21 protein-coding genes and 1 tRNA gene are annotated in these 14,986 nt (G+C 54.3%); 16 read left to right on the top strand and 6 right to left on the bottom strand.

Annotated elements, in window-relative coordinates; all coding sequences use genetic code 11:
* Window positions 1-713 precede the first annotated feature (713 nt).
* Complete coding sequence (locus BLO50_RS11470; protein ID WP_090252698.1) at window positions 714-1,184, top strand: hypothetical protein; 471 nt, start codon at window positions 714-716, stop codon at window positions 1,182-1,184.
* Here BLO50_RS11470 and BLO50_RS11465 read toward each other — a convergent pair whose 3' ends face one another.
* Both BLO50_RS11465 and BLO50_RS21665 read right to left on the bottom strand, forming a co-directional pair.
* On the bottom strand, window positions 1,185-1,931 hold the full coding sequence (locus tag BLO50_RS11465) for a hypothetical protein (protein ID WP_090252696.1): 747 nt from the start codon (window positions 1,929-1,931) through the stop codon (window positions 1,185-1,187).
* A gap of 26 nt (window positions 1,932-1,957) precedes the next feature.
* Window positions 1,958-3,016: a hypothetical protein gene (locus BLO50_RS21665; RefSeq protein WP_143003815.1), complete on the bottom strand. Its 1,059-nt coding sequence runs from the start codon at window positions 3,014-3,016 to the stop codon at window positions 1,958-1,960.
* Window positions 3,017-3,511: 495 nt separating this feature from the next.
* Between BLO50_RS21665 and BLO50_RS11450 the strand changes: the two genes are divergently transcribed.
* The 13 genes from BLO50_RS11450 to BLO50_RS11390 all read left to right on the top strand — a co-directional run bounded on the left by BLO50_RS11450 (window position 3,512) and on the right by BLO50_RS11390 (window position 11,459).
* Window positions 3,512-3,727, top strand: a complete 216-nt coding sequence (locus BLO50_RS11450) for a DNA-binding protein (protein WP_090252690.1) — start codon at window positions 3,512-3,514, stop codon at window positions 3,725-3,727.
* Window positions 3,724-3,945, top strand: coding sequence for a hypothetical protein (locus tag BLO50_RS11445; protein WP_090252688.1), 222 nt, complete (start codon window positions 3,724-3,726; stop codon window positions 3,943-3,945). The genes BLO50_RS11450 and BLO50_RS11445 overlap by 4 nt, the downstream gene beginning before the upstream one ends.
* The gene (locus tag BLO50_RS21825) at window positions 3,942-4,091 is read left to right on the top strand and encodes a hypothetical protein (RefSeq protein ID WP_167354454.1); all 150 of its coding nucleotides are present in this window, start codon (window positions 3,942-3,944) and stop codon (window positions 4,089-4,091) included. The genes BLO50_RS11445 and BLO50_RS21825 overlap by 4 nt, the downstream gene beginning before the upstream one ends.
* Window positions 4,088-4,246: an Arc family DNA-binding protein gene (locus BLO50_RS11440; protein WP_090252686.1), complete on the top strand. Its 159-nt coding sequence runs from the start codon at window positions 4,088-4,090 to the stop codon at window positions 4,244-4,246. Before BLO50_RS21825 ends, BLO50_RS11440 begins: the two co-directional genes overlap by 4 nt.
* A 39-nt stretch (window positions 4,247-4,285) precedes the next feature.
* A complete protein-coding gene (gene pflM, locus BLO50_RS11435) occupies window positions 4,286-4,621 on the top strand; it encodes a lysogeny maintenance protein PflM (RefSeq protein WP_090252683.1) in 336 nt (111 codons plus the stop codon).
* Between the two features lie 572 nt (window positions 4,622-5,193).
* The gene (locus BLO50_RS11430; RefSeq protein WP_090252680.1) at window positions 5,194-5,568 is read left to right on the top strand and encodes a hypothetical protein; all 375 of its coding nucleotides are present in this window, start codon (window positions 5,194-5,196) and stop codon (window positions 5,566-5,568) included.
* A gap of 106 nt (window positions 5,569-5,674) precedes the next feature.
* Window positions 5,675-5,884 (top strand): hypothetical protein, encoded by a 210-nt coding sequence (locus BLO50_RS11425; RefSeq protein ID WP_090252678.1) that lies wholly within the window; start codon window positions 5,675-5,677, stop codon window positions 5,882-5,884.
* Between the two features lie 17 nt (window positions 5,885-5,901).
* Entirely contained in the window at window positions 5,902-6,111 is a 210-nt protein-coding gene (locus BLO50_RS11420; protein ID WP_090252675.1) for a major capsid protein, read from the top strand.
* A 132-nt stretch (window positions 6,112-6,243) separates the two neighbouring features.
* Complete coding sequence (locus BLO50_RS22055) at window positions 6,244-7,479, top strand: virulence factor TspB C-terminal domain-related protein (protein WP_186343914.1); 1,236 nt, start codon at window positions 6,244-6,246, stop codon at window positions 7,477-7,479.
* The gene (locus tag BLO50_RS11405) at window positions 7,479-7,808 is read left to right on the top strand and encodes a DUF2523 domain-containing protein (RefSeq protein WP_090252671.1); all 330 of its coding nucleotides are present in this window, start codon (window positions 7,479-7,481) and stop codon (window positions 7,806-7,808) included. Before BLO50_RS22055 ends, BLO50_RS11405 begins: the two co-directional genes overlap by 1 nt.
* A gap of 12 nt (window positions 7,809-7,820) precedes the next feature.
* Window positions 7,821-9,008: a zonular occludens toxin domain-containing protein gene (locus BLO50_RS11400; protein WP_090252668.1), complete on the top strand. Its 1,188-nt coding sequence runs from the start codon at window positions 7,821-7,823 to the stop codon at window positions 9,006-9,008.
* Between the two features lie 142 nt (window positions 9,009-9,150).
* Window positions 9,151-10,428 carry a hypothetical protein gene (locus tag BLO50_RS11395; RefSeq protein WP_090252666.1) on the top strand — a complete coding sequence of 426 codons (1,278 nt, stop codon included), beginning with the start codon at window positions 9,151-9,153 and terminating at the stop codon, window positions 10,426-10,428.
* A complete protein-coding gene (locus BLO50_RS11390) occupies window positions 10,428-11,459 on the top strand; it encodes a phage integrase (protein ID WP_090252663.1) in 1,032 nt (343 codons plus the stop codon). Before BLO50_RS11395 ends, BLO50_RS11390 begins: the two co-directional genes overlap by 1 nt.
* 24 nt (window positions 11,460-11,483) lie before the next feature.
* Here BLO50_RS11390 and BLO50_RS11385 read toward each other — a convergent pair whose 3' ends face one another.
* The gene (locus tag BLO50_RS11385; RefSeq protein ID WP_167354453.1) at window positions 11,484-11,774 is read right to left on the bottom strand and encodes a carboxypeptidase-like regulatory domain-containing protein; all 291 of its coding nucleotides are present in this window, start codon (window positions 11,772-11,774) and stop codon (window positions 11,484-11,486) included.
* Window positions 11,775-11,966: 192 nt separating this feature from the next.
* On the opposite strand from BLO50_RS11385, the gene BLO50_RS11380 reads away from it, so the two are divergent.
* On the top strand, window positions 11,967-12,242 hold the full coding sequence (locus BLO50_RS11380; RefSeq protein WP_090252658.1) for an antitoxin of toxin-antitoxin stability system: 276 nt from the start codon (window positions 11,967-11,969) through the stop codon (window positions 12,240-12,242).
* Window positions 12,242-12,526, top strand: coding sequence for a type II toxin-antitoxin system RelE/ParE family toxin (locus BLO50_RS11375; protein ID WP_090252654.1), 285 nt, complete (start codon window positions 12,242-12,244; stop codon window positions 12,524-12,526). The genes BLO50_RS11380 and BLO50_RS11375 overlap by 1 nt, the downstream gene beginning before the upstream one ends.
* A 97-nt stretch (window positions 12,527-12,623) precedes the next feature.
* Here BLO50_RS11375 and BLO50_RS11370 read toward each other — a convergent pair.
* The 3 genes from BLO50_RS11370 to bamC all read right to left on the bottom strand — a co-directional run bounded on the left by BLO50_RS11370 (window position 12,624) and on the right by bamC (window position 14,985).
* Window positions 12,624-12,713 (bottom strand) — tRNA-Ser (locus BLO50_RS11370).
* A gap of 196 nt (window positions 12,714-12,909) precedes the next feature.
* Complete coding sequence (locus tag BLO50_RS11365; RefSeq protein WP_090252652.1) at window positions 12,910-13,779, bottom strand: phosphoribosylaminoimidazolesuccinocarboxamide synthase; 870 nt, start codon at window positions 13,777-13,779, stop codon at window positions 12,910-12,912.
* Between the two features lie 87 nt (window positions 13,780-13,866).
* The gene (bamC, locus tag BLO50_RS11360) at window positions 13,867-14,985 is read right to left on the bottom strand and encodes an outer membrane protein assembly factor BamC (protein WP_090252649.1); all 1,119 of its coding nucleotides are present in this window, start codon (window positions 14,983-14,985) and stop codon (window positions 13,867-13,869) included.
* Window position 14,986: the final 1 nt, after the last annotated feature.

The following is a 14,986-nucleotide window of genomic DNA, read 5'->3' as shown; positions in this document are numbered from 1 at the left end:
CATCTACCTATCAGTAATCCCTTTTGAGGCCGCCTACTTTAGATTAGGCTCTAGTATTGCAGCCTTGTTATTTATAATATTTTCAGCACGCAACAACCTATTACTTGCTAAACACGCGCACTTTCTTCACGCATACGTAGCAACACAGCTCATATATCAAATACTGGCAATAACCGGCGTAGCTGGAATACTTAGCCAAGTAGCAGGCACAAGCGCACTAGATATATCATTTTGGTTTCATCCAGACATGCGATCTAACACAGCAATGCTATTACTCAGGTTCGCACTATTACTGCTTTCACCAATAGCATTCTTTATACTCTGCCTTATAGCCACATCAAAAATCAGAAAACATAATAATTTGTCTTTTAACGAAATACGGTAGTTAAATGCGCCCTATCCCACTTCGTAATCCATGGATTGAACGCCGCCGTAAATTCTTTATGGCGTTCGGTCTAATCATCATAGCCGTAGCCTCTACCCGACCGAACAGCCTCACCGGCCTAGCTATTGCTCTTTCAACTATTCCGTTTCTATTCCTTGCCTTTGTATCTTTGCGCTGGTGGTGGCACCGAAAGTTTGGCGGCAGCAAATTTATGGTTTTGATTAGCTGGATTCTCATGTTATCCATCGGACTGATACTGCTAACCATTGTAGAAATGCTTTCCCCATACATAGGGCAACACTTCAACTGAAGACCAAGGAATTATCAAATGATCAGCGGACGATTGCTAAAACAATACGACATGCCAGTCGCACTCGGAATAACACACCTAACGGCAGTAGCCTTCTTGCTTAACAGCAGTGAAGCCATGCCTACATGGATCGCCTCATACGCCTATTTTTTTGCAGTAACCTGCATATTGCTATGCAGGATATTCCAACCTATAAAAGGCTTTCTCTCAGGGATCGCCGTTGCGACCTTAGCGGCGACTGTAATCAGGTCAATTAATTACTCAAACGCTAACGTGCACGGCCCTGGTGTCGACTTTCCGCTGGGTTTAATGGGTGCAGGCGCTGGCGCAATTGCTTCTCTGATTTATTCAAAAAGCAACAATGGCAGTGTCATTGCAAGCGGATTCGCTATTGGATGTGCAGGCACCTTGGGCGGCTATCTTCTCAGCATGTTATTTGCCTGCAGCACAATCCTGTATTGCGGCCCTGCCTTTTCATGGGGCTTTTAGCTACCCCATCGGGCTAAAACTACTCGCTGCAGAGCAAAAGCGCTGCTCCATCCGGCTACTACGAGCTTTTCGATCATTATCGTAGCGCTCTCGCCATATTCTGCATTCTTCATGGTAATGCTGTTTGGCGGCTTTCCGGCATTCGCGGTAGTCGATTGAGCCTTTACGGTGGTTGGCGCATACGCTGCTGCTGTCTATGTAGTTATTAACGGCCACCCACTCTGCTAGGTAGTTCGTACCGCCATTCCAACCCTTAATCCATTTAACAGTCTGCTCGCGCCTTACAGGCTTCGATTTTCTTTCGCTGCTAGTGCTGACGGATGCAACCTGCTTATAGGTTGTAGGTGTGTAGACGTTGGCCGGTTGCTTGGGTGTGTAGTTGTCGTCATTGAATGAGTTCTGACCAGGCTCTCCCACTAGCGCGGCTTGCTGCTCTGACCATTCAATATCAGCTTGGCTAGGCGATTGCGCAATCTGTGGGGCGGGTTCGAAAGGCGCCGAGGCCTGTTGGATGGGTTGCAGGGGTTCGCTGTAGGTTTGGGCTGGCTGCTCGCTGAAAACCGGATGGCCGCCAACACGGATGGCCTGCTTAAGCTGGTTAACGTCGATAACGATTGGCTTGGCAAATAACGCGATCAGCCCCCATGTAATCGCTGAGCCAACGCCCAGGATGACGACCGTACGCCACGGGGATTGCTTCTTGTTGTTGCGTATATAGTCCGGTGCATCATCCCAATCTGATTTCATGTAGCCTCCTTGCGAAAATTCTAGCTTTACCTTAACGACCTAACGATATCCTCTCTTGCCTCTTTAGACTCTTCAGGATGGAATCTATATTTCTCGTCAAGACCACGCCGCTCGCCTGTAACCCTAAACTCAACAGCAAAGTCTTCGATGGAGTCAGAGCCTCTTATTGGACGTGGCATTTTTATGCCTTTAGTCTCTCCAGCTTTTAAGTAAATCGGCCCCCACCTACGCTCATCCCAATCAAGCGCATTATACTTTTCATCAATTCTTCTTAGCTCTGCATCACTTTCTTTCTCGTCGAAAATATTATACGCCGCTAGCCTTTCCCGCACATAAAGCCGACTATCCCTAGTCATATATTCCGCTGAAACCTTCAAAACTTCAGGCGTTCTGTTTTGGATAGAAAAATGCAAATATCTGTTCCCCTTAGCTTTCTCCACCCTGAGAAAGCTTATTGGCAAATCCTTATCAAAAGGATACAAGCCACTTAGAAACTTATTCTCTTGGATGTCATCAACAGAGAACCCAGCATTGTAAAAAGACCAATACCTTAAACTATAGTAACCATCAAATGGGCTTTTCCCGTCATATACGAAGTATCCCATTGATAAAATCGCTCCGAAAACTGAAAAAAATAAAAATATAGGCCCAGCGCCGACTGGCTCCATACCGCGCCCATAAAAAGACTTACCATTAGCATCTTCAGATTTAACAAACGGTTTATTTTTTCGCCCAGGTTCAAACTCACCTGAAACATAAACAATAGTTTCTATTCTCTGGCCAGCCAAAACTCGATCTATTTTTATCTTTCTGCCATCAGAAGTAACACCCGAATAGTCACTTGAAACAACCTTACAAACTTTATTTTTTGGAAAGACTATTTCGACAGCTTTTTCTTTATCTTTACCCTTATTACCAACCACCAAAGAAACAGTATAACCTCCAGCCTTATAGCTCAAATTATTTATAACAGAGTGCACAGTCACATAAAGCTGTCTTCTCCTGAAAATCGAAAGAAACTTATTTATAACCAAAGTCAAAAACACGGTAACCATTGCCTTAATAGCAACACTTATATATTCCAATTTCCTCAATTCCTTAAGTCCATATTCCTATGACTAACAAGATCATAAAATTCAAAATCGGGCATACCAGCGCCTAGCCACTTCCGTTGTGATCGCTATCCCGCGTTTTGATTGGACAAGTTTGAATCGGCCTCTTCGTACCCAGGCGAAACCTGGCCCTTTATGGGATCGACCTCACCCTTCCATAGCCACAGCTCGTACTGAGGGAATGCTTTCAGCAGCTCTTCCATATCCTCAATTCTCGCCTTCACCTTCATTTCGGTGGCTACGGTCTGCCACCTGCGACGGTTCTTGATTGTCGTTGCCTGAGCAAGCCTCGCGGGGCCGAGGTGGCGCACAAGAGTTCTAAGCCTTTCTTCAATCATTCCAAAAAGCTCTAAAAATAATGACAAATAATTTGATAGCCAAATAATTTGTCATTAGGATTGTTATCGAAGACAAATAATTTGTCGTTAGGGGTTTTGTCCTAATGACACGAATAGTGACGGAACGAGCATGGAACTGGAAGAGCTGGAACCTTCGAAGCTGATAGGCCCGCAACAGGACGTTGAAACCGTCGAATCCTGGGCGGATCGCAACGGCCTTACCTACGGCACTGCACGTGCCTGGGCCATGAAAGGCGTAGTGCCTACGGTGAAGCTCGGTAAGCGCCGCATGGTGAATAGCACTCTGCTGCGCTCCTGGCTGCTGGAACAGGAGTGGACGGCATGAGCAATGGGCCTTGCGTCGTTCAAGTAGCCAGCTACCACGGCAAAACCCGTCAGAAGCGCTGGCACCGTTGCTTCCGTGGCGACTCTCGCCAGGAATGTCACCTCTTTATAGATATGGCTGTGGCTGAGGTGGTTGCAGACGACCCGCTGGCCTCCCTGCTCGCCCAGGAACAGGCCCGCGAGAACTTCCGCATTTACCGGCTGTGGGGTGTGGCATGAGCGCTGACCTCTATAGCAAAAAAGCCTTCGCGGCCCTGGTTGGCGTTCCCGTTGAAGTGATCGCTGGTTGGATCATGCGCGGCAGTGTCCCCAGCGTAAAAGTCGGCAAAACCCGGTTGGTGCGCTTCGTGAGGCCGAACCTATGAGCCGCACAGCCGCGCAATTCAAGCTGCGCATGCCTGCTGCACTGCGCGCCCAGGTCGAGCAAGCCGCCAAAGAGGCGCGCCGCTCCCTGAATGCTGAAATCGTCCTTCGCCTTGAGGCGAGCTTTGCCCAGGTAAAGCAGGAGGTTTCCCAGTGATCTACGCCAGCTCCGGTTACCCAGGCGAGGGCATGAGCTATGACGCCATTCAGCTACAGCAACCAGCAGCACGCCGAGAACTGCGACTGCTCTGTTTGCTGGTCAAAGGCCGAGATGGCCAAGCCCGATCCCTGCCCGTCCACACCCTGCGACCAATGCCGCCCCGCGCTTGCCCGACCCGTGCGCGCACTCAAGATGCGCCTCGTCGCTGGTGCCTGGACGCCCTTGCTCTCCCAATGGGAAATCACCCCGGCCTTTACCTGCGCGAAACACACGCCAAACGACCGCCCGCCCAAGTATTGGAGCGTTGTGGCCAACATCGGCAAACCGGTGCCTTTCGTGCCACTGCACGAACCTTTCGAGCTGACGGGGTGAGCGCATGACTGTTTTTGAAAATTGGCCTTGGTTCGTTGCTTTCATTACAACCATTGCAGCCCTGACTATCGGCTACTGCCTGGGTCGCCTTGACAGCACCCCTGCCCCGCGCAGTTCTGCCGACCCACGTTTGGCATATACCCGCGCCGAACTCCACGGCTTCACCTGCGGCCTACTCGCTGCAATTGTCGCCATACATATCAAGGCAGACCCTCCCAGTAGATCGCCGCCTGTGTCCGGGGCTGGTTTACCAGTCGCGGGCGCAGGTGGCGAAACGGGATGACAAGGGCGCGGCCCTTGGTGTGGCAGTTTTTAATTAACAGAACTAATTAGGAGAAAAGTTGAAAGTGTCATTGCGTCACTATTAATTCCATTAAGAATCGTGACTATGACATTTAACTATCCATGATTTATCGCTGTATTTATCGCGTATAAATAACCCAAGGCAACCCCTTGCAAGCCGCAGCATACAGGGCAGATGAAGAACTTTACCAGTTCCTCTGCTTGGGACTCTTCGGCCTGCAATAAGGCAAAACCGCGCACTAACGCGCAACTAAGCGAGGAAACAAAAGATGGCACGTTCAACTATGGAAGTTGCATTTCTCGGCACTCAACGCTTCGACGGCGAAAACGGCCAGAAGTACATCAAGGTGTTTTATGGCGATGAACCGGACGGCAAAACCGAGCACGGTCTGTCCATCATCGGCATGTCAGCAGAAGAGGATGCAGCTGAAGAAATCTTCGCCGCTGGTACCCAGTTCGAACCCCTGCAACTGGTACGCATCACCTTCGACGTTGCCCGTGGTGGCCAGAACAAGGGCAAGAATCTCGCCCTGCACATTGAAGCGGTAGGCCCCAAGCCAACGGCCCGCGCTGCTGCTCCACAAGCCAACGCCCAGCAGCAAGCCAAACCAGCGGCCCAAGCTGCTGACCCGGCCAAGTCCTAAGCAGGCCGGCTCCCGTGGTGTGGATCTTCTGCAATCACTGCCGCAAGACCTCTCCGGCTACTAGCTGGCGTGTGATCCGGGCGTGTCCACATTGCCGGAGCCCCCTGTGAACTTTCTGGCCTGCGAGGGCGAATGGGTGGCCGGCCCAGGTGGTGAACCCATCTGCGCCGGTCAGCTGCTCAACCTCACAAGCGAGGAAATGCAGAGCCTTTCCGGCACTGCTCTCAGTTGGGATCAGGTGGGCGAACTCAAGGGCGAGGCGATGATGCTGTTTGCCCTGGTGTTCGGCTTCTTGGTTCTGAAAAAAGTCCTTTGAAACCGAGGTAACACCCCATGAAAAACAAACTGCAAACCCTGAAACGCTCCATCGGTGCGGCTGCAGCCGTTGGTGTGCTGAGCATGCAACAAGCCTACGCCGCCCTGGCCCCCGAGGTCAGCGGTGCCATGACTGACGCCAAGGCTGATGTGGTTGAGCTGGGCGGTTTGGCGCTGATCCTCATCGTCGCCGCTGCTGCCTTCAAGTACATGCGCCGCGCTCTCTAATCGCTGCGCGTTTTACCCAAGTCCCGCTACGGCGGGACTTACTTTTCAGGGCCACTCAATGAACTACGAACTCTTCGTCCTCCTGCTCACCGTGGTGGCGCTGTGCCTCGTTTTGTTTGGGCGGGTCTGACCATGAAATATCTCCTGCTCATTCTCTCCCTGGTTCCGCTTTTTGCCGTAGCCAATGAAAAGCCTTTCAAGATCCGTAACCACGACGGCTTTTATAAATCCGTGGAAGCTGCCTGTGCGGGCTTTGACTACTCAAAGATTGAACAGCCCATCGTGCTGATCAACCCGACCTATGCGGGTAGTTATAGCGCGCTGCAAAACACCAATTCATATCTGTGTAAGTACAACTTTTCCTATCACCCTTACAGCAACCCCGATCAACCCATTCGCCAAGGTGGCCCGTCCTCCGGTGCCGTTGTCGTCGATACCATGGCGGCCTGTGCTTCCGGCACCGAATCCACATACACCTGGCCCCTCGGTCGGCGTGACTCGACTGCAGAGTTCAACATCGCGCCGGGTACTGCCATTTCCCCGCCTGCCTTTGCCTGCATTGATGGCTGTAAAGCTCAGCATCAGTCGGTTTCTTCTTGCTTCAACGAAAGCGAAACCGACGGCTCCATTACCTACTGCGACTACAACGCCAAGCTAACCGGCGAAACCTGCACCACATCCGAAAACCAGCCCCCCGAGGTTCCCCAGCCAACCGACCCCGGCGACGGTGGAACTGATCCCGGCGATGGCGGCACAGATCCGGGTGATGGTGGTACTGACCCAGGCGACGGTGGCACCGATCCGGGTAATGGTGGAACCCCAGGTGATGGCGGCACCAACCCTGGCGACGGTGGCACTAATCCAGGGGATGGCGGCACCAACCCTGGCAACGGTGGCACCAATCCGGGCAACGGCGGCACCAACCCAGGTGGCGGTGACAGTGACGGCGGTAGCGCCTCCGGTCTTGCCTGCGATCAGCCCTTGGCCTGCTCCGGCGATGCCATTCAATGCGCCATTCTCGACACGCAAAAACGCGCCCGTTGCGATGCTGCTACTGCCGGTGATTTCCCCTCACAAGAAGGCGACATCACCGGCTTCATCAACGGCAAGGGTGACGAAGCCCAACTCGACGAAGGTGACGGCGAGATTGATATCTCCAGCCTCTTCAACGAAGGCACAAAAGCCCGCTTCCTGCCCTCAGGTTGCCCACCACCACGGGCCGTATCACTCGCCACTGCCGGTGGTCGTGTCTTCGAACTCTCTTTCGAACCGCTCTGCAACTTCGCCGCCGACCTGAGCTACTTCATCGTCATCGCGGCCTCGATCTTTTACGCCGTGTATGTCGGCCGTTCCTTTGGAGGTGAGTAATGCCGCTCTGGTTATGGGGTGCCCGTTTTCTCTGGATGATCGCCGGCCCACTGGTAAAGACCGTCCTGCGTGCCATCGGCTTTGGCTTCGTGACCTACTTCGGCTTCAACGCCCTGATCAACGCCGCCAAGGACTACATCACCTCCAACATGGGCAACGCGGCTATAGAGGCCCAACAGATACTCGGCCTCGCCAAGATCGATGTGGCCATAAACATCTACTTCGCAGCCGTCTTCACCCGAATAATCATCGCGGGCATCAACAAGGCCCAGGATCGCAAACGTAATCAGGTCTGGCGCAAGCCGGGCGGCACCTCCATCGAAGCGTAGGGAGGCGCAGCCATGCTCTATATCCGCACCGGCAAACCCGGACACGGCAAGACACTCAACACCATCAAGGAAGTGGATCAGAAGGCCCATGCAGAAGGCCGCACCGTCTACTTCCACAACATCAACGGCCTGCAGCCAGAACAGCTCAAAGCGTCCTGGTACAAATTCGACGACCCCGAAAAGTGGTTTGAACTGCCCAACGACTCCATCATTGTCGTGGACGAGGCCCAAGGCTGGTTTGGTGGTCGAGATCCTCGGGCGCGTCCGCCTGAACACATCACCCGCTTTGAAACCATGCGCCATAGCGGCCATGAAGTGCACCTGATCACCCAGGACCCGCGCTATCTGGATGTGCACCTGCGCCGCCTCTGTAATGGTCATGTGCACTACTGGCGCGTCTTCAAATCACAGCAACTGCTGCGGTTTGAGTCAGAGGCCGTCATTGAAAAAGTCGAGGTCAAAAGCAGCTTCAAGGATGCCGACAAAAAGACCATCCGACTCGATAAGAAGTACTTCGGCGTCTACACCAGCACTCAAGGTCAGCATCACTTTCAAGCCAAGATGCCGACCAAATTCATCATGGCCATGCTGGTTATCAGTGCCGCCGTGTACATGTCCTACCGCTTCTATGAGCGCTACCAGCAGAAGCTAGAAACCCAGGTTGCGGCCTTGCAGGCACCCCAAGAGCAAGCGCCCTCGGCTGGCGTGGTCGATCAAGTGAAAACCTCGGTCGGCTCGCTGATCAACCCCGTAACCAGCAAGCCCGGTAAAAAAGCACTCAGCCTCGATGAATACCTAGCTGCCCGTGTCCCTCGCATACCCGACGTACCCAGCTCGGCCCCGATCTACGACGAACTAACCAAGCCGCAAAGCTACCCGCGGCTCTCCTGCGTCATGAGTTCGGACGAGGGCTATATCGACCGCAACGCAAAGCGCTACCGGGTCATCAGAACGCAGGAAAAAGCCTTCATCTGCGAGTGCTTCACCCAGCAAGGCAGCTGGCACAAAACCACGTTTGCCTACTGCAAGAACACGGTAGAGCGCGGCGTATTCGATCCGGCCCGTCCAGACCCAGGCGCGCGCCCCGATCTGCAGCAGGCCAACAACCAACCTCAGCAGCAGCCACAACAACCCCAGGAGGCCCCCAAAGGCGTCACCGTGACCCGTATTCCCTACGAGAAAGGCCGATTCCTATGGTGATCGGTCAGCGCCTTCGCTCGGCGCATTTGAGCGCATGCGCGAGGCACGAGCGCAGCGCCAAATGCGCGCGCTGACGTCCCTGTAACACGTCAGATAAACAAGTTTGCACAGTGTCGATTCGTCACTATTTGGAGTAGTAAAAATGACCGTAAAAGATCAAATCCGGGTAGACCACCAGTTCAAAGAGTCGGCAACTGGTCGCGTCTTCTTCGACCAGAAAACTGCCAAGATCACCGATCTGACAAAAGTGCGCTTGCTGCGCTGTGGCGTCGATACGGTGCGCCAGTTGTATCGGGGCATGATCCGTCCGGAGATCATGGCGCTGTTTGAGAACCCAGGCACCTTGGTCGACTTCGCGGGTCAGCGCTGGCACTCCGGTCGTGTAGGCCGTGACTCGGGCTACCAGTACAAGCTACAAAACGCTGATCTGGGCATCATCCTGTTGGTAAAGAACTTCAACGCCAAGCTGGACTGCATCGGCCCACACCTGAAAATCGAAGTGTCACCCCATGCAATCGACAGCCTGTCGCCTGAGCGCCTGCAGGATCGGTTAGATTTCTATGCGTCTGAGGTCATGACCCATGTTGAAATCAATCAGTGCGCCGTCCACCTTGCGTTAGACCTCCAGGGCTGGACACCTCCCACCGATCTGGTGGCTCGCATGCACTGCAAAGCACGTGTGCAGCGTGACATAACCGGCATCAACGAAATCAACTGGGCTACCAAGTCCAGCACCTACGGACGTGGCGAAACCTCCATGTTTGGCTCGGCCAACGGTGTTCAGCTCTGCATCTACAACAAGACCGAACAGGCCAAGGCAACTGACAAGCTCGACTACTGGGAAAGCGTCTGGAAACGTCGTGACAGCTTCGACGAAAAAGACCCCGACAACTACAACCCAGACCAAGCCGTATGGCGTGTAGAACTGCGCTATCACCACTCCATCATCCAGCAATTCGCTAGCGGCTCGCTCGATGTGAGAACCGGTGAGGCCATCGACACCAGTTCGTTTGCAGCGTTTGCCGGGCATCTGGATGGCCTTTGGCGCTATGGCCTACGCCAATTCAAGTTGCTCGACCGCCCTGGTTACTTCTCCCCCATCTGGACACTCATTCGCGAGGATGTGCGCGTGGATCTACCTGTTGATTCCCTGCTCGAGGACACTGAATACAAGCGCTACTACAAGACCTCCCGTGGCTTCTCAGGCAAAAACGTCGAACTGTTCCTGGGCAACTTCGTCAGCCTGCTGGCAAGGGAACGGGTGGGTGCAAAAAAGGCGTTTGACCGGCTGCAAACCTGGGAATGCTGGCCGGTTATTCGTGATCACTACGCTGCCAAAGACATGAGTGAATACGACATCTACAAGCACATCAAAACCCTGCTGGAAGAGCGCAACGTCAGGTGGGGACGTGCCGTCTAATGGCTATCGAACAACAACCTGACGGACGCTGGAAGGTCGATGTAGAACCGATCAAGGGCAAACGCTTTCGTAAGACCTTCAAGACCAAAGCTGAGGCCCAACGCTTCGAGGCAACGTGCCGTGCCAAGGTCATAGATGCCCCTGCTTGGTCTCCAAAACCCAAGGACAGACGCCGCCTGAGTGACCTGATCGACCGATGGGCAACACTGCATGCGCATACCCTTTCAGATGGTGAGGCTCGCCGCCGTTTGCTTGATACGCTCGCAAAAGACCTGGGCAATCCGATAGCTATCAAACTGACGGGTAATGAGTACGCCGAGTACAGAACCAACGCGCTCAAGGCTGGTGCCAACCCCAAGACCTTAAACAATCGCCTGGGCTACCTGCGCTCTGTATTCAACGTGTTGTTTCAGCTCAGCGACATTGATTATCCAAACCCGCTGGCGCGTGTCCGCCCTCTTCGCCTGCAGGAAAAGGAACTGGCCTACCTGACCGATCAGCAGATCGAAAAACTGTTTGCCACAATCCACAGCTATTGCCGGACGCCTCACGTCGCGATGATCGCGGCAATCTGTTTGGCTACTGGCGCTCGATGGGGAGAGGCTCAGGCACTGACACCTGAAAAGGTACGCAACCAGCTGGTTACGTTCGTGAACACCAAAGGCAAGCGGGTCCGCTCGATTCCGGTCGCCCAGGAACTAGAACAGCAGATACACCGGCACTTCAAACAGCACGGTCAGTTCAGCAACTGCCTCAACAGCTTTGATAAGGCTCTAGCTGAATCTCGCTTACCTGTACCGGCTGGCCAGTCATCCCACGTTCTGCGGCATACATTCGCCAGTCACTTCGTTATGAGCGGCGGCAACATCCTCACACTGCAGAAGATCCTGGGCCATACAACCTTGGCAATGACCATGCGTTACACGCATCTGGCACCTGATCATTTGCAGGATGCAATCAAATTAGGGCCTGTATCTGACTATACGAAGCTGCTTGGAGAAGGAGTTGCTATGCATGGTGTGCCAGCTTGAATAGCCAGCACATCCATCAGGCATTCACTGGCGAGGAACAAGCTCGATATCGTGAATCTGCTCTTTACCTACGCTTTTGGTGTAGATGTTGTAGCCGGGAGCATTCACAAAAATTACGTGGCTAGGGATGAACGGCCCTGTCAGGTTATAGGCACCCATGGCATTAGTCGTGGCGCTCACATTGTTAATGGTCACTGACGCCGACGAAATAGGGTTACCTGTTGGCTTGTCTCGCACTACACCACTGATATTCATACATCCGGCAAGCGTAGCGATAAGAGGAAGGGTCAGGAATAGGTGTTTCGGGGACTTCATACAAATCATCCTTGGTTTAAAAAGTGCTGATCATTAGCACTTTGCCATCACATGTCCACACTTAGAAAAGACTTTCGACTTCATACCTCAGCCATAACCGATGACCTGTGCTTTCCTATACGGCGTGCATTGTTTAGCATGCATACAACGTATATACGTTGTAGATACGAACTGACTTAGAGGTATCGCACCATGGCCAAAGAAGCCGTTTTCAATTTGAAGTTGGAACCCGAGCTACGCGAAGGATTCATGGCAGCAGCTCAAGCTGCACACATGCCGGCCTCTCAAGTGATGCGTGACCTCATGCGCAATTTCATCCGCCAGCAACAGCAAGCCAAAGAGCATGATGAATTCGTGCAACGTAAGGTTGCTGCAGCCAGGGTATCGGTCGAGGCTGGCCGTGGTCGATCGAATGATGATGTAGAAGCAGAATTCGCCGCTCGCCGTGCTAAGGCTCAAGGGAATTAATGAAGGTTATTTGGACACCCGAAGCTCTTCAGGATCGTCTGGATATCTGGGAATACATCGCCGCTGATAACCCCGTCGCTGCCGTGCACATGGATGAACTATTCAGCGCGGCTGCGTCGACCCTTGCTGACTTTCCGCAAAGAGGGCGACTGGGAACGGTTGTCGGCACCCGCGAGCTGATACCCCACGAGAACTACCGCCTGATCTATCAGACCGAGAGTGACGGTGTCTGGATTCTTGCCCTGGTGCACGTCGCCAGAATGTGGCCTCCGCTCCAAAGCTAACCCTACCCCAGCTTTCGACACTTCTTCGACACTTGCCCAGCCTGAAACGAAAAAGCCCCCGAAACTCTAGGAATTTCAGGGGCTTAGACGATCTATATGGCGGGAAGATAGGGATTTGAACCCTAGGTACCATCGCTGATACAACGGATTTCGAATCCGTCCCGTTCGGCCACTCCGGCATCTTCCCGTGGCGGCGCGCATGATAACAGCTGAAATACGTTTGGCGAACCCCAGTTTTGAAATTTTTCACATACTTTCAGATGCTTGCGATCAAAGGCGGTTAACAGCTGCAAAATCTGGCTACTGGGAAGCTAAACAGTCGCCCACAAAAAGGGGCACCGCAGCGCCCCTCTGTGTCGCGCTTACGCGCGTATTGCTGCGGCTTAGACGGTGAGTCGCGTCAGGGCTTCGCGGTATTTGTCGGCGGTTTTTTGCGCGACGTCGGCGGGCACTGCTGGGGCTGGTGGCTCTTTGTTCCAGCCGGTGGATTCCAGCCAGTCGCGTACGAACTGCTTGTCGAAGCTTGGCGGGTTCTTGCCTTCTGCATAGCTGTCCGCCGGCCAGAAACGGCTGGAGTCTGGGGTCAGGGCTTCGTCCATCAGGGTCAGGGTGCCGTCTTCGTCAAGGCCGAATTCGAACTTGGTGTCGGCGATGATGATGCCGCGCGTGGCTGCGTATTCAACCGCTGCGCTGTACAGGGCAATCGAGGTATCGCGCACTTTGGCGGCCAGCTCTGCGCCGATGATGGCTTCGCACTGTTCGAAACTGATGTTCTCGTCGTGGTCGCCAACGGCAGCCTTGGTCGAGGGGGTGAAGATCGGTTGCGGCAGCTTGGCCGCTTCCTTAAGACCCGCAGGCAGTTGGATGCCGCAAACGGTGCCGCTCTTCTGGTATTCCTTCCAACCGGAGCCAACGATATAGCCGCGCACGATGGCTTCTACCGCGACTGGCTTGAGGCGCTTGGCGACTACTGCGCGGCCTTCCACCAGAGGCAGTTCGGCGGCGGGGACGATGTCTTCAACCTTGTCGCCGGTGAAGTGGTTGGGCACCAAATCCTTGAGCTTGTCGAACCAGAAGTTGGAGATGGCGGTGAGGATCTTGCCCTTTTCCGGGATCGGCTCGTTGAGGATCACGTCGAATGCCGAAAGGCGGTCGGTGGCGACCATCAGCATGCGTTTGTCGTCGATCTCGTATAGATCACGGACTTTGCCCGAATAGATTTTCTTCAAACTCAGGGTGGTGGCTGTGCTCATGTCGGAATTTCCGCCTTTGGTAAACAAAACAGGCGAAACCCGCCGGGTTTCGCCTATTGGTATTGCCGGTGTAGCAGTTGCCTGCTGTCAGCCAAGGTTTTCCTGGATCAGGTCCAGCACCTTGCGCGCCACGTCGGCGGGGGCAATAGTGTTGAGATCTTTTTCCACGGTGACCTGCACGCTGTCGCCAACGGCGGTCAGGCGTACCTGATAGCGTTCGGCTCGGGCGTCGATCTCTTCCTTGCTCGGCGCGCTGCCAAACACGCTACCGAAGAAGCCAGGTTTTTCGTCCGGCTTCTGCGCGCGCTCAGCGAGGTTGATGTAGTAAACGCCCAGGCTACGGTTGATGTCGTCGATGCGTACATCCGCCATTTCCAGGGAGCGCCCCACACCGGACCAGGCGCGGTCGAAATCAGCACCCAGGCTCAGCACCGGGTTACCGTTACCGTCTTCGGACAGGCTGACGCGATTCGGTGCATCGTAATCACGGGCGGCCAGCAGAGAGACCGAACCACCCTGCTCGGCGCTGCGCGCCAGGGTCACGAGCATTTCATCGAGCAGCGCAGCATCCAAGCTTGGGTTGCTGCTGCGGTTGGTGAAGGCGACATCGGCCGTGCTGCCAGCTGGACGCTCGGCGCTGACCACGAAGATTTCGCTGGTATTACGCTGCACGCCTGGCTCGATACGCACCCGCACGCGGGTTTCAGCCTCGGGATTCACCCCAGAGACGCGGCTGCTCAGACGACGGGCCATGGATTCAGACAGGGCATCAAAACGCTGCCAGGAGGTGCTGAATTCGCCCGTTTGCGGACGCTCTTCTGCAATCTGGAAGCCGTTGTCAGCAAAGAACTGACGCGCAACAGGCCAGACTTCGGCCGGTACGCGCTGCGCCACAACCCAGCGCGACTCGCCGCTCTTCTGCAGGCTGAACTCGCTGGCATCACCGGCCACAGCCAGAGCTTGCGGGCGCGGCACGATAAATTCGCCGGTATCGGTGGTGCTAGCTACCTGCTGCGGCACGGGCAGCAGCGGGTCGATACGTTTGGCGTCGACGTTTGGCGGCATTTGCATCGTGGCCGTCTGACGGGCTTCGAGGTAGTCGCTGCCACGGTCACGGAAATAGCCGTTTTCGCCATAGATCCAGCCGCAACCGCTGGTACCAGCGATGATCAGGGCCAGGGCAGAGAGTCCGGTGAGTCGCTTCATG

The sequence above is a fragment of the Pseudomonas peli genome, from assembly GCF_900099645.1.
GTDB lineage: Bacteria > Pseudomonadota > Gammaproteobacteria > Pseudomonadales > Pseudomonadaceae > Aquipseudomonas > Aquipseudomonas peli.
The sequence above is the reverse complement of the archived record's forward strand: the minus strand, read 5'-3'. Positions and strand labels throughout refer to the sequence as shown.